The organism is Burkholderia sp. 22PA0099 (genome assembly GCF_047497165.1).
GTDB lineage: Bacteria > Pseudomonadota > Gammaproteobacteria > Burkholderiales > Burkholderiaceae > Burkholderia.
The window spans coordinates 863,007-879,406 of sequence record NZ_CP163165.1 but is presented as its reverse complement, the minus strand read 5'-3'; the positions used below and the strand labels follow the sequence as shown (position 1 = coordinate 879,406).

Below are 16,400 nucleotides of genomic sequence, written 5' to 3'. Positions count from 1 at the left end.
AGAGGTGGTTCGGGGCCGGATGAAGATTTTTCCAGAAAGGTGTTGACAGGCCTCGGCCACTTCTTCATAATCGATTTTCTGTTGGCGAATTAGCTCAGTCGGTTAGAGCGACGGAATCATAATCCGCAGGTCCGGGGTTCGAATCCCTGATTCGCCACCAAATTCAAAAGCCCGCAACGCGAAAGTGTTGCGGGCTTTTCCTTTTGCAACTCCGGATGGCAGGTGGACGGGTTCAGCCCATTCGCCACCGCCAGCCAACCGCTCCAGCGCCTTTACTCCTCCCCGCTACGCTCCAGCCGGTACCCGAAGTTGTACACCGTCGAGATCACCACGCCGTTCTTCGGCCTGAGCCCCAGATTCGTTCGCAGCTTGCTCACATAGGTCGCGAGCGTCGCGTCGTACTTGCGATCCACCGCGCCCCAAATCCGCTTGCTCATTACGTCCTTCGACACGATCCGCCCGACGTTCTCGAACAGCAGCGTCGCCAGATCGAATTCGCGTTGCGACAGCTCGACCGGCCGATCGTCCACCGCCGCGGCACGCGCGCCGACATCCAGCACGACCCGGCCAAGGCGGATCACTTTTGGTGCTTGCAGTTCGGGGTAGTACTTGCGCACCTGCGCACCGAGCCGCGCAAGCAGCTCACGTTCGCGCAGCGGCTTCACCAGATAATCGTCGGCGCCGCTGTTCAGCCCGAACACGATGTCGTTCTCGCCGTCGTGCTGCGTCATCATGATGACCGGCTGGGCAGCCGCGAACGTCTCGCGTACCCAGCGCAGCACCTCGATCCCGGATTTGCCGGGTACGTCCCAGTCGAGCAGCAGCACATCGACACGCTGCGCCTGAACGGCCTCGATGAAGCTGTCGCCGTCATGGCGCACGAGCGCCTCGTAGCCCGCCTTCTCCAGCCAGCCGGCAACCGTGTTCGCCTGCGCGACGACGTCCTCGAGTATTCCGACGATCATGATCCATCCATGGTTGATTGCGTGATCAGAACAGGCACGCAGCCAAGCCATCGGCTGCGTCCCCCGCAAGCCGAATATTATTCGCCAATTCGTCAGCATACCTATATTCCTCAACAGAGGATCAACGCGAATCCCGTATTGATAGCTTATTGAAAGACTGTCAACGCCCGCCCGCCGAATCGGATAAATCGCAGTCCTGAAGGCGCCATTCCCCGATGGCGGACTGCCTCACGCTTGCTCTATGATCGACAGGCCCTTCCCGATACGCGATACACCACGCCCCGCGCCTGTCTCGCGCAGCGGGGCAGGCCAGAACCCCCGACCGTCCCGACCTCACCCTGTCTCCACCATGCGCCGATGGCTCACGCCCCTCCGAAGCGCCGCGCCGGTCCGGCAATGGCGCAGCAGTCTGCTCGCCGCCGGCATGCTGGTGCTCGCGGCGCTCGCGGCCACGCCGACGGCGGAATCGATATTCGCGCCGCTCGACCGGCTGTATGACGATCTCGTCGCGAAGCAAACACGCAACCACATCCATCACGAAATCGCGGTCATCGGTGTCGACCAGCGCACGCTGGCCGAACTCGGCGCCGGCCCGAGCTTCTCGCGCACGGTGCACGCGCAACTGCTCGATCGGCTGTCGGAGGCGTCGGCAGTGGTGATCGACTTCATGCTGTCCGACAGCCGGCCCGACGATGCCGTACTGGCGCGGGCGATGCGCAAGCAGGGCCACGTGGTGCTGCCGACGCTGGCGGCATCGAACGCGCGCTACGCGCCGGGCAGCCAGCTTCCGCCCGCCCCCGCGCTCGCGAGTGCGGCGGCCGCCACCGGCCCGCGCAGTTTCGTGATCGGCGCGGATAACCAGGTGTACGGCATCGTGCCGTTCATCCCGGACGGTCCGCACGGCGAGCGGCGCCCGCACGTGGTGCTCGAGGCGCTGCGCGTCGCCGGCCTGCAGCCGGCGGTCGGCGATCTGCACCCGTATCTGCAGAATCACGTCGCGACCATGGGCCGGATCGTGCCGGACAGCCTCGCGCTCGCGTTCCCGCAGCACTTCGATCTCGATCAGTACTCGTACGTGGATGTCCTGAAGGGCCGCGTGAGCCCGTCCGAATTCGCGGGCAGGATCGTATTCGTCGGCGACATCACGGCGGATCTGTCGGGCGACTTCAACCTGTCGTCGGTCAGCAAGCCGCTGCGGCGCGTGCAGATCGACGCGCTGGTGGCGGAAGCCCTGCTCGACGGCCAGGTGCTCAAGCGCACGTCGCGAAGCCTGCAGCTCGTCGTCTGTCTCGCAACGGCGCTGGGCATGCTGGCGATCTGCGCATTCGTGCCGGGCCGGCGCATGTACGGCTGCGCGCTCGCCTGGATCGCGCTCTACATCGGCATCGCCACGCTGCTGCTGATCGATCGGCACTACCTGGTTCCGATCGGGCCGACGGTGCAGGTCTGCGCGATCATCTTCGCGGTGTATGGCTGGCGGCACGCGAACCGCATTCGCGGCTTCCTGCTCGGCGAGTTCCATTCGCTGAACGAACGATCCGCCAGCTCGCCGCTGGTCGGGCAGGCCAGCGCCGGCCCGCCGACGCTCCAGCACGCGATGCGTCAGATCCGCGCGTGGCAGACCACCTACGTCGACGTGATCCAGACCTTGCCGTACCCCGTCTTCGTGGAACGCGAAGGCCGGCTGATCCTGCGCAACGAGCGCGGCGCGGCGATGCTGGCGGCACTCGACCCGCAGCCGGACGGCGCTGCGCGCGACGCCGCCATCCTCGCCCTGGCGCATGACGAGATCGTGCAGGCGCACGCCACCGGCAAGATCCGCTCCGCCGAAATGACGCTCCGGCAGCGCGATCACCTGATGATGGTCACGCCGTTCGACGACGCGGCGGGCACCGCGAGCATGATCTGTTTCGTCGATGTCCACGCGCTGAAGGAAGCGGTGGCGAGCGATCGGCAGACGCTGCGCCACATGGCGCACGACTTGCGCAATCCGCTCTCGTCGATCCTCGCACTCGTCGAGGCGCGCGGCCGCACGAGCTCGACAGCCGATCCCGCGTTCCTCGCGGATCTGCAACGGCTGGTGAACTACAGCCTGCGCGTCTCGCAGGATTTCATGCAGCTTTCGCGCGCCGAACATTTCGACCCGCAGGCGGGCACGCCGCTGTCGCTGAACGACCTGGCGGCGGAAGCGATCGATCAGGTATGGCACGGCGCGACCGCGAAGCGGATACAGTTGAACGGGCCGCATCACGAAGGGCCGGACCTGTTCGTGCTGGGCAATCAGGACATGCTGCTGCGCGCGCTGGTGAACCTGCTCGACAACGCAATCAAGTATTCGGCACCGGGCACGTCGGTGGAGGTCTGGATCGATGCCGACGACGACAGCGCGGCGGTGCGCATCGAGGATCACGGCATCGGCATCGAGCGCACCGCGTTGCCGCATCTGTTCGAGCCGTTCTTCCAGGTCGGCAACGACGCGAAGGACGCGAGCCAGGGCGTGGGGCTCGGGCTGCCGTTCGTGAAGGCGGTTGTCGAGCGGCACGGCGGCACGATCGACGTGCAGTCGACGCCCGGCGCCGGCAGCCGGTTTACCATCCGGCTGAAGCGGATCGCGATCGATATCGTCGACGACTGAATGGGCGCGGCACGCAACGCCCACGCTCATCCGAGCGTGCCGACGATACTGACCTCCCTCGCCTCCGGCACCTCGTTGTACGACAACACCGCAAGCCCCGGCGCGAACAAGCGCGCATAACGCACCAGAATCGGCCGCAAGCGCGGAATCACCAGCAGCACCGGCGTCGCACCCGCCTGCTTCATCTGATCGCGCACGCCCGGCATCGTCGTCTGCAATTGCGTGAGCACGTTCGGATCGACCGCGAAATCGTCGAGCGGCACCCGGCCGCCGGCCTGTTCGGAGCGGGCCAGCGAGCCGAGCAGCAGGCTTTCCAGCTCGCCCGTCAGGCTGAAGCCGCGAATCTCGGGCTGCGTGCCCGTCAGATCCGCAACGATCTGGCGACGCAGCGCGCAGCGCACTTCGGCCGCGAGCAGGATCGGATCCTTCGTGCTGTCCGCCGCCTCGACGAGCGTCGCGGCGATCGTCTCGATATCCTTCAGCGATACGCTCTCCGCCAGCAACAGGCGAAACACGCGACGCAACTGGCCGTGCGTCAGGCTCTTGCCGAGCGCATCGCTCACCACCGGCGCGATCCCCGCCAGCCGCTCCAGCAGCGCGGTCACGTTGTCGTAGCTGAACAGCTCGGGCAGCGCGTCGCGCACCACCTTCGCAACGTGGGTCGCGACCACCGTCGCGCCGTCGACCACCTGGTAACCCAGGCCGAGCGCGTGCGCCTTCTGCGCGGGCTCGATCCACGTGACGAGCATGTCGTACGCGGGATCGACGCCCGGAATGCCGTCGAGTTCCCCGTACACCGTCGACGACGGAATCGCCATCAGCCGGTCGGCGTGGATCTGCGCGCGCGCGACCGCGGTGCCGTTCAGCACGATCGCGTATTGCGACGGCTGCAAGCCGAGATCGTCGCGCGTGCCGATCGGCGGCACCAGAAAGCCGAGCGCCTCGGACAGGCTGCGCCGCGTGCCGCGAATCCGCTTCACGAGCGGCGCCCCCTGGCTCTCGTCGACCATCGCGACGAGCTTGTAGCCGAGCGACACCGACAGCGGCTCCACATACGGCAGGCTGCGCCAGTCGAGCGCGTCCGACGGCGCGGCAAGCAGCGCGGCGCCCACCGATTCGTTCGCCTCGCGGATCTGCTCGGCCGCGGCGGCGGACGGCCGCTGCGCCATCCGCCAGCCGGCAAAGCCGAGAATCACGGCGAACAACAGGAACGTGAAGGTCGGCATGCCGGGGATCAAGCCGAGCATCGCCATCAGCGCGGCGGCGCTGTACAGCACCACCGGCGACGCAAGCAACTGCTGCGCGACCTGCTCCTGGAAATCGCGTGCGTCGCTGATCCGCGTGACGATCACCGCCGCCGCCGCCGACAGCAGCAGGCCGGGAATCTGCGCGACCAGACCGTCGCCGATCGTCAGCAATCCATACTGATGCAGCGCATCGGCCATCGACAGGTCGTGCATCATCACGCCGATTGCGAGGCCACCGATCAGGTTGATCACCAGCACCAGAATGCCGGCGATCGCGTCGCCGCGCACGAACTTCGACGCGCCGTCCATCGCGCCGTAAAAGTCGGCTTCGGAAGAAACTTCGCGGCGCCGCACCTGCGCCTGTTCCTGCGTGATCACGCCCGCGTTCAGGTCGGCATCGATCGCCATCTGCTTGCCCGGCAGCGCATCGAGCGTGAAGCGCGCGGACACTTCCGAGATCCGTTCGGCACCCTTCGTGACCACCACGAAGTTGATGATCATCAGGATCACGAACACCACCAGCCCGACCACGAAATTGCCGCCGATCACCACGTTGCCGAACGCCTCGACCACTTGCCCGGCCGCATGCGTGCCGGTGTGCCCGTGGAGCAGCACGACGCGCGTGGAGGCGACGTTCAGCGTGAGCCGCATCAGCGTCGCGGCGAGAATCACCGTGGGGAACGCCGAGAAATCGAGCGGCCGCTTCACCGTGACGGCCACCATGATCACCACGATCGACAGCACGATGTTGAACGTGAACAGCATGTCCAGCACCACCGGCGGCAGCGGCAGGATGATCATCACGAGCAGCATCAGCAGCGCAAGCGGCGCGGCCACCCGGATCCGTTTCAGGTTCGCGCGCAACCGCGCGGGGGAAGTCGTCACGATGGAATCTCCGTCAGAGGCTCGGGAATGTCGAGGCCGGCCGGCAGCGCGGGCCGCGATGGGCGCACGCCGCGGCGAAACGCCTGAATCTGCAATACGTAGGTCAGCACCTGCGCCACCGCGCGATACAGCGCGGCCGGAATCTGCTGATTGACCTGGCTGGTGCGATAGATCGCGCGGGCGAGCGGCGGCAGCTCCAGCACCTCGATACCGTGCCGGTTGGCGATCTCGCGGATGAACAGCGCCGCTTCATCCACGCCTTTCGCGACGACGAACGGCGCCTGTGCACGCGTTTCGTCGTATTTCAGCGCGACCGCGTAATGGGTGGGGTTGACGATCACCACGTCGGCGCCGGGCACCGTCTTGCGAATGCCCTGCCGCGCCATTTGCCGCTGCAGTTGACGGATGCGGCTCTTCACCTCGGGCTTGCCTTCCGTCTGCTTCATCTCGTCCTTGATGTCGCGCTTGCTCATCCGCTGGCCGCGCAGGAACAGCATGCGCTGCAGCGGCGCATCGATCAGCGCGAACGCGGCGAGCACCGCGCACAGCGTCAGCGTCGAATCGACGAACATCGCGGCGCCGCTCGACAGCACATCCGCGAGCGGCGCCGCGCGCAACTGCAGGAAGCGATCGAGATTCGCGCGGCAGACGAGCACCAGCACGGCAATCAGCGCCGCGGCCTTCGCGACCGTGGTGGCAAGCTGCACGTAATGGCGGCCGGACACGAGCCGCTTCAGGTTGGCCGCCGGGCTCAAGCGGCTCGCCTTCGGCATCACGTTCTTCGCGCTGATCACCCAGCCGCCGGGAAACAGCGAGCCGAGCACGATGCAGACCGGCACCGCCGCGAGCGGCGCAAGCATCTTGCCGATCAGCAGCAGCGTGGCGGGGAACAGCATCGATGCCGCATCGGGCAGCGCGTCGGGCCGCGACAGATCCGCCATCGACAGCGCGAACAGCGCACGCAGGTCGCCAACCCATCCCGGCAGCAGCGCGATCATCAGCTTCATCGACACCAGCACGCCGATCGCCGTCGCGAGATCGCGCGAGCGCACCGCCTGCCCTTCCTGCTTCGCCTTTCTGAGCTTGCGCGGGGTGGCCTTCTCGGTCTTGTCGCCGCTGCCCGGCTGCGCGCTCACCGCACGGCTCCGGCGGCCGGCGCGAGCCGGTCGTACAGGTCGAGCGCGTGGGCGATCATGCGGCCGTAGTGGTCGGGCAGCGACGGCATCAGCAACGTGACGAGCAGCAGCCCGAACATCGTCGTGACCGAGAAACCGAGCGAAAACAGGTTCAGCGACGGCGCCGCGCGATTCAGCAGCCCCAGCCCGACCTGCACCACGAGCGTCGCGAACACCACCGGCAGCGCCAGCGCGAGCGCGGCGGAAAACATCCAGCCGACCGCGAACACGAGCTGCCTGAGCGCGTCCGTATCGAACGCGAACGCGCCCACCGGCCACGCAGTGAAGCTGCGCGCGAGCACCTGCACGAGCATCAGGTGCCCATCGATCGAAAAGAACAGCAGCATGAATACGACCATCATCACGCTCGACAGCACGTCCGCCGTCTGGCCGCTTACCGGGTCGTTGATCGCGGCCATCGACAGGCCCATCTGCGACGACAGCAGCGTGCCGAACATCAGCATCGCCGCGAGCACCAGATGCAGCACGAAGCCGAGCAGGCCGCCGATCAGGATCTGTTCGGCGACCACACCGATGCCGGCGAACGAAAACGGATCGAGCGTCGGCATCGGCGGCAGCGCGGGCTGCACGACCAACGCGAGCAGCAGCGCGGCGAGCGCGCGGGCGCGCATCGGCACCATGGCCTCGCCCAGCACCGGCGTGGTCGCGAGCGCCGCGAAGATCCGGCAGAACGGCCAGAGCAGCGCGACGCCGAACGGCAGCAGCCTGTCGAGGACGATCTCCATCTCAGCCGGCGAGCTGCGCCGCGCGCTGGAAGATCGCCACCGTGTAGTGCATCACGCGATCCGCCACCCACGGGCCGGCCAGCGCGAGCGCGATCAGCGTGACGACCAGGCGCGGCAGGAAGCTCATGGTCTGCTCGTTGATCTGCGTGGCGGCCTGAAACAGCGCGACCAGAATGCCGGTGATCAGCCCCGGCGTGATCAGCACGAGCAGCACCACGAGCACGAGCCGCAGCGCATCGGTTGCGAGATCGGCCGCAATGTCGGGCGTGAGCATCAGACGCTCCTCACGCTGGTGATCAAGGTCGTCACGGTCAGCGCCCAGCCGTCGACCAGCACGAACAGCAGCAGCTTCAGCGGCAGCGAAATCACCAGCGGCGACAGCATCATCATGCCCATCGCCATCAGCACCGACGCCACGATGATGTCGATCACGAGGAACGGGATGAACAGCATCGCGCCGATCTGGAAGGCTGTTTTCAGCTCGCTCAGCACGAACGCGGACAGCTTCACGACAAACGGCTGATCCTCGGCCTTGGCGACGTCGGCGGAGCCGGACAGCGTCGCCATCTGCGCGAGCGAAGCCTTGTTCGTTTGCGCGAGCATGAAGCGCGACAACGGCTGCTCGGCCTTGTGCAGCGCCTGCTGCAGCGAAATGCGATCCTGGTCGTACGGCACGAATGCGTCCTTCCAGATGGCCTCGCCGACCGGGCGCATGGTCAGCATCGTCAGCACCAGGGCAACGCCGGTCACGATTCTCGCAGGCAGCCCCTGCTGCAACCCGAGCGCTTGCCGCAGCAGCGACAGCACGATCACGTAGCGCAGGAAACTCGTCATCGTCATCAGCAGCGCCGGCAGCAGGCCGAGCAGCGTCATCAGTACGAGGATCTGCGTCTTCACCGTGAACGGCTGGCCGTTCGTGGCGCCACTCACCAGCGTCAGCGCGTCCGCCCAGGCGGGCGACGCGAGCGTGCACAGCGCGAGCGCGACGCCAGCCGCGAGCACGCGTGCGCGCACGCCGGCGAGGGATCGCCCCCCGTCATCGCGCGAGCGCCGTCAGATCGTCGAGCGAGACGATCCGCAGGCCATAGTGCTCGCCGGCCACCACGACCTCGGCGGTGCCGATCGCCTCGCCGTTCACCTTCATCACGAGCGGCTCGCCGGCCAGCCGGTCGAGATCGACGATCGAGCCCGGCCCGAGCGCGGCGAGTTCGGACAGCGGCAACGTCGCGCCGCCGACCTCCAGCGTCAGGCGCACGGAGATCTTGCGCAACAAGCCGGGCGACGCGCGGCGCGGCGCGAGTGCGGCAGCCGGGTCGGGGGACAGGCCGGCGGAGTGGTCGCCGAGATCGGCCAGCATCGCGTCGACATCGAGTTCGGGGTTCGTGCTCATCGGTTACTCCATTTCTTCGAATGCGGTGAGACAAAGCGTGCCGCCGTGCTCCGCGACGACGGCCCGGTACAGGCACACGCCTTCGACCAGCACGTCGGCGGTGTCGGGTAGGCGCACCGGCATCACGTCGCCGGGCGCAAGGCGCATCACGTCGTCGAGCGACACATCGCGGGTCAGCATCCGGGCGGTCACGCGGATCGGGATACGGCTCTCGAGCGCCGTGTCGGCGCCGGCCGCGGCGGCCTTCGCCGGCGGCCCGCGCCGCGGTGCCACGGACGCGAACAGCCGGGCGAGCCAGCGATCGTCCAGCGCGAATTCGATCGCGCCGGCAATGGGGGGGGATGGTGCAGGCTTGGCTACGGGGTCGGGATCGGTCGAGCGGTCGGTGCCTGCCGCGCTGTCGAGGGTGTCGGGCACCTTGGGCATCGCGTCCGGCGTGCCTGCCTCGTGCGCCACGGGCGGCTGGTGTGCGCGATTCACGATGTTCACGCGCACGACATGCGCGCCGCGCGCGGGACGCGCCGGCAACGCCGACGGACACGGCATGCAGCCCGGCGCCGCCAGCGGCGCGACGCACGCGGCGAATTCGTCGGCCAGCGCGAGCGCGAGTGCGGCGCCGAAGCGCTGCTCGGTTTCGGTTTCCGCAGGCAGGCCGGCGGACGCAGCGGCCGGCTGGTCGCCGTAATGCCACGCGAGCAGCGCGATCAGCAGGCCGCGTTCGATCCGTACCGCTATCCGGCCATCGCCCGCGTCATCGCCAGACGTGCCGCCCGGCAGGCCCCCATGCGCATCGCGCGCCGCCACGAACGCTCGCCACGGCGCATCGTCCGAGATCGCCGCAGCCGCGACGGCCGAGACGCCGGTTACGTCGAGCGCGGCACCATGGCGACGGTTGAAACGCGCATGCAGGTAGCGAGCGAGCCGCCGCTGCAAGGCCTGATGAAACGTATCGAGCAAATGAAACGGCCGGCCGAGCGTGCAGGAATCCAGCACAACAGGCAGGCGCTTATCGGTCGATCGACGGGCTGAGGAGGAATGCGTGGACAAGATGGAGTCCCGATAGGCGAATGACGCCATTTTCGGGATGGAGACACGGCCACGCGAGTACTCTCAAGGAAGTCTCAACGTGGCACGTGGGTGACCCGGCCGGCCGGAACACCGCGCGGAGAGCGCGGCAGCCGGCGGGGATGCAACATTGTTGCGATACGACCCTTACTGGATCAGCGACATCACCATCTGCGTCATGCTCGAGCTTTGCTTGAGCATTGCCGTGCCGGCCTGCATCAGGATCTGCTTCGAGGTCATGTTCGCGCTTTCCGACGCGTAGTCGACGTCCATGATCCGGCCTTCCGCATCGCCGGTGTTGGTCGACATGTTGCCGAGGTTGTTGAACACGTGCTCGAGGCGGTTTTCCGACGCGCCCAGCGACGAACGCAGCGAGCCGACATCCTTCAGTGCTTTGCTGAGCAGGTCGATCTGCGCGTTCGCGTCGGTCGTCAGTTCGGTGCCCGGCGTGGCCGGGGTCTTGTACGCGCCGCTGACGGCCGTCAGCGAAGTATCGACAGACGTCAGTTGCGTGCTGAAATCGACCGTCATGGTTTCGGCCGAGGCCGCGCCGATCTGGAACGTCAGTTCGGCGGCCAGCTTGCCGCCGTTCAGCAGCTTCGAGCCGCCGTACGAGGTGTTCGCCATCACGTTCGCGAGTTCCTTGCCGAGCGCGTCGTATTCGGCTTGCATCGCCGTCTTGTCGTCGTCGCTCGAGGAAGCATCGGCGGCCTGGGTTGCGAGATCCTTCATGCGCAGCAGCACGTTGGACACTTCGCCGAATGCGCCGTCGGCGGTTTGCAGCATCGACGATGCGTTCTGCGTGTTCTGCATGGCGACGTTCATGCCGCGAGTTTGCGCGGACAGACGCGTGGCGATCTGCAGGCCGGCCGCGTCGTCCTTGGCCGAGTTGATGCGATAGCCGGTACCGAGGCGCGTCATCGACGTGCTGAGGTCGGTTTGCGTGTTGCCGAGGGTCTTCTGGATCGACATCGCTGCCGAGTTGGTGTGCAGGCTCAACATAATGATTGTTCCTTGATGTCAGGATGGGTGGACTCGCTGTTGCCGTCGGTTTCCGTACCGGCTACGAGAAAGCTGAACGACCCGACCTCGCCATCGATTAAGTGCAACGACAAAAAAATTCGTCATGTCGTTGCGGGCCGCCCTGAACGGGATCGACACGCGCAAGCCGCGAAGGCATCACGCGCGCGTCAGCAGCGCCGCGACCCGCGCGCGGCTCATCCCCTTCACGGTAGAGGCAACCGACGCGAACACGCCGAACGCGCGATCCTGTCCGAACGCCGCGGCGATCGACCCCGCCGACTCACGTACCTCGCGCGCCTCGCCACGCGCAGACACCGCATCGCCAACGTCCGCCTTCGCGCGATCGAGCGTGCGCTGCACGTCGGCCCGCGCACGCTTCACCTCGTCGAGCGTGCGCACCACCTCGCGCAGGGTGGCGTGTCGCGCGGCAGGGCCGTCGACACACCACGACGCCGGATCGACGCCGGCCGGCAACGCATCGGCCTGCGCGCGGCTCGGGCGGCCACCGGGGAACCGCTTGCCGCCGCCCTGGATCATCATCCGATCGCGCACGGCGGGCCAGTTCGATTCCGGCGTGGTGAACGTCAGGCCGTTCGCGTCGTCACACGCCACGCGAATCCCGACCGGTGCAAGCGCACGATCGAGCCGCCGGGCGATTGCGTCATGGGCACGCCGTTCAGCGGGCCGCCGGGCGCCCTCGGGGCCATTGCCGGCTCGCACCGCAGTGGATAGCGTCGCGCCGCCCGCCACCTCGTCATCGACCAGCCCGTCGCCGGCCAGTGCCTCATCGTCGAACGTCACCGACGCACACGCCTTGCCGAGCCCGTTCGGATGAAACGTCAGCATCTCCGTGCCGCCCGCGCTCAGGGTCTCGGCATCCAGCGCGCGCAACCGGAAGGACTGCCGCGCGTCGCCCGCCGCGTGAAACGCAAGCGACGCATCGAGCGCGCCGCCCGTCACGGCCGGCCGCGCATTCCATTGCGCGCGCACCCGCGCGAGCGAGGCATCGAGCATGCCGTCGGGCAGCGGACGGCCCGCCGCGCTCGCAGCGAGCGTCGCCTTCAGCTCGCCGAGCCGCGTGCGCGCCGTGTCGAGAAACCCGGCCGCGCGCTGCGCGCCGGTCACCGTCACATTGAGCGCGGCCTGACGCGCGACGAAGCCGACCCGCGCCACGCATCCGCGTTCGGCGTACGTCGCGACCGCGGCAGGCGACGCCGCCTGCGCCGAACGCGCGACCGGCGCCGACGCCGCGCCACGCGCCGCCCGCACGACATCGTCGGAGCGCACCGGCCCGAGGTGTTCGCGCCCGATTCCGGAAGCCTGCACGTTCATCGCCGGCCCGCGTTACAGCACGTCGAACAGCGAAAGCTGCCGCACGCGCGCATAGATCTGATACGAGCCCTTCACCGCCACCAGATAGTTGTTCAGCGCATCGGTCGCTTCGGCGTAATCGAGCCCGCCGACGAGATCCGCCGCCTGGCCGTTCGCGACGAGCATCGCCTCGTGGTTGTCGTCGAGCAGATCGAGCGTGCGCTGCGCCCCGCCGAGCCCCGCGATCCGGTTGCCGGCCGCATCGAAGCTCGCGCCCAGCGCGTCGAGCGCGGTGCTCATCGCGGCGCGCGTGGCCGGGTCGCTCGCATTGGCGTCGCTCGCCGCCAGATGCTCGAGCGCGATATCCAACTGGTTCAGCGTATCGGCGAGATCGTCGACGCCGACATTCGCCGCCTGCGTCATCCCGTTGCCGACCACGACCTGACGCTGCTCGAGATTGCCGCCGAACGCATAGCGCGACCCCGCCGGCGCGGCAGCATCGAAACGGACCGTCTCGTTTGCCGTCAGCGTGCCGGAGAACAGGTACTGTCCTTCGCTGTCCTTGGCATTCGCCGAAGCCACGAGATCGTCGCGCAGCGAACGCAGCGAGCCCGCCAGCGCCTGCAGATCGTCCGCCGAGTTCGTGCCGTCCATCGCACGCAGCATCGTCTCGCGTGCGGCACCGAGTTGCGTCTGCATGCTGTCGAGATGCAGCTCGTTCTTCTGCAACTGGCCGTTCAGCGTGCCGATGTTGCGGCGATATTGCGCGAGCATCGCGGAATCGCGTTCGAGCCGCATCAGCCGTACCGCACCGACGGGATCGTCCGACGCGACGTGAATCCGCTGGCCGCTCGCAAGCCGCGCGGTCAGATCCACGATCTTCGCGCTCGAGCCGCGCAGCGTGGAAACCATCGAGTTGCCAAAGGACTGACTGGCGATACGCATCGTCGTGCTCCTCAAAAACTGTGGATCGTGGCGTCGAACAGATCGTTCGCCACCGAAATGACCTTCATGTTCGCGTTGTAGATCTGCATGGTTTCGGAGATGTTGACCGCCTCTTCGTCCATGCTGACGCCGCTCACCGACTGCCACGCCTGCTCGGCTTGCGTGCGCAGTTGGTCCGCCGTCGCGAGCGAGGCCTGGTTCTGCCGGCTCTGCGAGCCGAGGCGGCCCACCAGCATCGTGTACACGTCGTTGATCGCGGTCTCGCCCAGGCCCGGCACGTCGATCCGTTCCTGCCGCAGCGCGATCATGGCCAGCAGGTTGCCGCTGTCGCCGGGCGTCGCCGGATCGGAGGAAAAACCCAGCCGGTCGGGCGTCACACCCGCGCGCACGTGCAGCATGCCGCTGGCCGCGTCGATGTCGAACAGCGGCTCGCCGGGCTGGCCGTCGGTGCCGAAGCCGGCCGCGAGCTGCGCGTTCATGCGCTGCGCCAGCTCGCCCGCCAGCGACTTCACGCCGGCCATCTGCGGCATCAACACGTCGTCCACGAACGCGAACAGGCCGCCGAGCGAGCCGCCCGTCGCCTCGCCGTCGAGCGGATAGGTGGTGCCGCCCAGGTCCGCCGCGAGCGAGAACGTGCCGTCGCCGCGGGTGCGCACGTCGAGGGTGGCGACCTGACGCCCGGCCACCAGCGGCGGCCCGGCGGCGAGCGACACGTCGACGGTGCCGTCGGGCTGCCGCAGCGTGCGGATATCCGCGAGGCCGGCCAGCGCGTCGAGCGCCTGATCGCGTTGATCGATCAACTCGGACGGCGCATTGCCGCTCGCCTGCCCCTCGGCGATGCGCCGATTCAGGTCGGCGACGGTGCCCGACAGCGCATTGATCTGCTGCGCCGTCGCGCCGGCCTGCTGGCGCAGCGTGTCGAGCTGGCGGCCCTGGGTTTGCAGCAGGCCGTTGATGCTCTTGGCGAACGCATCCGCCGACGTGATCACCTGCTGGCGCAGCGGCGCCGACATCGGCTCGACGCTCGCCTCGTCGAGCGCGGCGAACAGGCCGTCGAGGCCGGACTTCACGCTGCCGTCCTCGAGGCCCATCACCTGTTCGAGCTGATTGAAATACGATTCACCGGCCGCGTGACGGCCCAGCGCCGAGTGGCTTTGCCACATCTGCTGCGTGCGCGCGTCGTCCGCGAAACGGATCAGCGACTGCACGGTCACGCCGCCGCCGATGCGCGGCGTCAGCAACACGCCCTGGCGCGTATAGCCGGTCGTCATCAGATTCGCGGTGTTGCGTGCCGACATGCCCAGCGCCGCCTGCGCGGCGTGCGTGCCGGACAAGCCGATCTGGCTGATTCTCATGATCCCTGCTCCTTGGTCGATGGGTGAACGGGTTCGCTCGGCGTGCTAGCGGCCGGCAGCATCTGCGCGATCAGCGTGTCGGCAATGCCGAACGCGCGCTGCGTCGCGATGCCGTTGGCCACCTCGCGATACGCGTGGTCGAGCAGCGCGCCGGCCGTGTCGTCGCGCTCGCCGTTGGCGGCGCCCAGCGTCGCGGTCGCCTGGCGCATCGCGCCGAGCATCTGCGCGATGAACATGCCCTCGAACTGCACGGCCGCGTGTTCGAGTGCCGCGCGTTCGCGCGCGTCGGCGGCATTGCCGGCGGGCGGCGCCGGCGCACGTAACGGCGACGCCGGTGGCGACGACAATGCCGATTGCGATGCCGCCGGCGCGGGTGCCGCCGCCGGTAACGATCGCGCCAGCGAACGCGTCAAAAGTGGGAAGTCGTTCATCGGCCGGGCCTCAAATCACAACCAGCTCGGCGGACAACGCGCCCGCCTCGGCAAGCGCCTGCAGGATCGCCATCAAGTCGTCCGGCGACGCGCCGGTCGCGTTGATCGTATCGACGATCGCCTGCAGGCTGGTGCCCGATTTCCACTGGAACGCATTGCCGCCCGGCTGCGACACGTTCAGCTCGCTGATGGGCGCGGCCACCGTGTCGCCATCGCCGAACGCGTTCGGCTGGCTGACCGCGGTGCCCTCGGCGATCGTCACCCTGAGCGCGCCGTGCGACACGACGGCCGGCTTGACGGTCACGCCCTGGCTGATCACGACGGTGCCGGTGCGCGAATTCAGCACGACGCGCGGCACCGACCGCCCCTGCTCGACACTGACGGCCGTCAACCGAGCGACGAACGCGACGCGCCCGGTTCCATCCTCCGGCGCATCGACATCGACCGACGTGGCATCCGCGGTGCGCGCGACGTTCGAGCCGATCGCGCGATTGATCGCATCGACGATATTCGACGCAGTCTGGAAATCCGGGCGCTTCAGGTTCAGGCGAATGGTGGGCGTGGCGGCGAAATCGGTGGCGATCTCGCGCTCGATCGTGGCGCCTGCCGGAATCCGGCCGGCGGTCGGCGTGTTGATCGCAATGCTGGAGCCGCTGCGGCCTTGCGCGGCGAGCCCCGGTATCACCAGATTGCCCTGCGCGAGCGCGTAGGTCTCGCCGTCGGCCGCGCGCAGCGGCGTCATCAGCAGCGTGCCGCCGCGCAGGCTCTTCGCATCGCCGAGCGACGACACGGTCACGTCGATCGTCTGCCCCTTGCGATAGCCGGGCGGAAACGTCGCGCTGACCATCACCGCCGCCGCATTGCGCGCGCGCAGGCTCATGCCTTCGGGCAGCCGGGTGCCGAACTGCTTGAGCATGTTCGCGATCGACTGCGTGGTGTATTTCGCCTGCGTGCCGTCGCCGCTGCCGGGCAAGCCCACGACGATGCCGTAGCCGACCAGCGCGTTCTCGCGCATGCCCTCGACGCTGACGAGGCTGCCGATCGTCCGCGCGCGGCCAGGCGCGGGCCCGGCGAGCAGCAGCGCGATCGCGAGCAGCACGCCGGTTGCCGCGTGCATGAGCCGGGCAGCGGGCAGCCGGATCGTCCGGCTAGCGGGGAAAGTCATGGGAACTCCGGTCGAGGCGACGGCACGCGTGTGCCGTCGCGCCCGTGCAAGGCGCCCGCGCG

The 16,400-nt window shown here is 68.0% G+C and carries 15 protein-coding genes and 1 tRNA gene; 2 read left to right on the top strand and 14 right to left on the bottom strand.

What is annotated here, in order from left to right:
• Positions 1–83 precede the first annotated feature (83 nt).
• Positions 84–160, top strand: a tRNA-Met gene (locus AB4851_RS19220).
• A gap of 112 nt (positions 161–272) precedes the next feature.
• Here the strand turns inward: AB4851_RS19220 and AB4851_RS19215 are convergent.
• Positions 273–965 carry a response regulator transcription factor gene (locus AB4851_RS19215; RefSeq protein ID WP_414451892.1) on the bottom strand — a complete coding sequence of 231 codons (693 nt, stop codon included), beginning with the start codon at positions 963–965 and terminating at the stop codon, positions 273–275.
• Between the two features lie 349 nt (positions 966–1,314).
• Here AB4851_RS19215 and AB4851_RS19210 point away from each other — a divergent pair, with 349 nt between their 5' ends.
• The gene (locus AB4851_RS19210) at positions 1,315–3,600 is read left to right on the top strand and encodes an ATP-binding protein (protein ID WP_414451084.1); all 2,286 of its coding nucleotides are present in this window, start codon (positions 1,315–1,317) and stop codon (positions 3,598–3,600) included.
• Between the two features lie 26 nt (positions 3,601–3,626).
• On the opposite strand, the gene AB4851_RS19205 is transcribed toward AB4851_RS19210, so the two are convergent.
• From AB4851_RS19205 to AB4851_RS19145, 13 genes are all read right to left on the bottom strand, one after another.
• Positions 3,627–5,660 (bottom strand): flagellar biosynthesis protein FlhA, encoded by a 2,034-nt coding sequence (locus AB4851_RS19205; RefSeq protein WP_414451891.1) that lies wholly within the window; start codon positions 5,658–5,660, stop codon positions 3,627–3,629.
• Between the two features lie 68 nt (positions 5,661–5,728).
• Positions 5,729–6,868 (bottom strand): flagellar type III secretion system protein FlhB, encoded by a 1,140-nt coding sequence (flhB, locus tag AB4851_RS19200; protein WP_414451083.1) that lies wholly within the window; start codon positions 6,866–6,868, stop codon positions 5,729–5,731.
• The gene (gene fliR, locus AB4851_RS19195) at positions 6,865–7,653 is read right to left on the bottom strand and encodes a flagellar biosynthetic protein FliR (protein WP_414451082.1); all 789 of its coding nucleotides are present in this window, start codon (positions 7,651–7,653) and stop codon (positions 6,865–6,867) included. Before fliR ends, flhB begins: the two co-directional genes overlap by 4 nt.
• A gap of 1 nt (position 7,654) precedes the next feature.
• Entirely contained in the window at positions 7,655–7,927 is a 273-nt protein-coding gene (locus AB4851_RS19190; protein WP_414451081.1) for a flagellar biosynthetic protein FliQ, read from the bottom strand.
• Positions 7,927–8,667 carry a flagellar type III secretion system pore protein FliP gene (gene fliP / locus AB4851_RS19185; protein WP_414451080.1) on the bottom strand — a complete coding sequence of 247 codons (741 nt, stop codon included), beginning with the start codon at positions 8,665–8,667 and terminating at the stop codon, positions 7,927–7,929. Before fliP ends, AB4851_RS19190 begins: the two co-directional genes overlap by 1 nt.
• 22 nt (positions 8,668–8,689) lie before the next feature.
• The gene (locus AB4851_RS19180) at positions 8,690–9,043 is read right to left on the bottom strand and encodes a FliM/FliN family flagellar motor switch protein (RefSeq protein WP_414451079.1); all 354 of its coding nucleotides are present in this window, start codon (positions 9,041–9,043) and stop codon (positions 8,690–8,692) included.
• Positions 9,044–9,046: 3 nt separating this feature from the next.
• Positions 9,047–10,090 (bottom strand): FliM/FliN family flagellar motor switch protein, encoded by a 1,044-nt coding sequence (locus AB4851_RS19175; protein WP_414451078.1) that lies wholly within the window; start codon positions 10,088–10,090, stop codon positions 9,047–9,049.
• Positions 10,091–10,255: 165 nt separating this feature from the next.
• Positions 10,256–11,110, bottom strand: coding sequence for a flagellin (locus tag AB4851_RS19170; RefSeq protein ID WP_414451077.1), 855 nt, complete (start codon positions 11,108–11,110; stop codon positions 10,256–10,258).
• Between the two features lie 177 nt (positions 11,111–11,287).
• Positions 11,288–12,457, bottom strand: a complete 1,170-nt coding sequence (locus AB4851_RS19165) for a hypothetical protein (RefSeq protein ID WP_414451076.1) — start codon at positions 12,455–12,457, stop codon at positions 11,288–11,290.
• 18 nt (positions 12,458–12,475) lie between these two features.
• The gene (gene flgL / locus AB4851_RS19160) at positions 12,476–13,387 is read right to left on the bottom strand and encodes a flagellar hook-associated protein FlgL (protein ID WP_414451075.1); all 912 of its coding nucleotides are present in this window, start codon (positions 13,385–13,387) and stop codon (positions 12,476–12,478) included.
• Positions 13,388–13,398: 11 nt separating this feature from the next.
• Complete coding sequence (flgK, locus tag AB4851_RS19155) at positions 13,399–14,742, bottom strand: flagellar hook-associated protein FlgK (protein WP_414451074.1); 1,344 nt, start codon at positions 14,740–14,742, stop codon at positions 13,399–13,401.
• The gene (locus AB4851_RS19150) at positions 14,739–15,089 is read right to left on the bottom strand and encodes a flagellar biosynthesis protein FlgJ (RefSeq protein WP_414451073.1); all 351 of its coding nucleotides are present in this window, start codon (positions 15,087–15,089) and stop codon (positions 14,739–14,741) included. The genes flgK and AB4851_RS19150 overlap by 4 nt, the downstream gene beginning before the upstream one ends.
• Positions 15,090–15,183: 94 nt before the next feature.
• Positions 15,184–16,290 (bottom strand): flagellar basal body P-ring protein FlgI, encoded by a 1,107-nt coding sequence (locus tag AB4851_RS19145; protein ID WP_414451890.1) that lies wholly within the window; start codon positions 16,288–16,290, stop codon positions 15,184–15,186.
• Positions 16,291–16,400 lie beyond the last annotated feature (110 nt).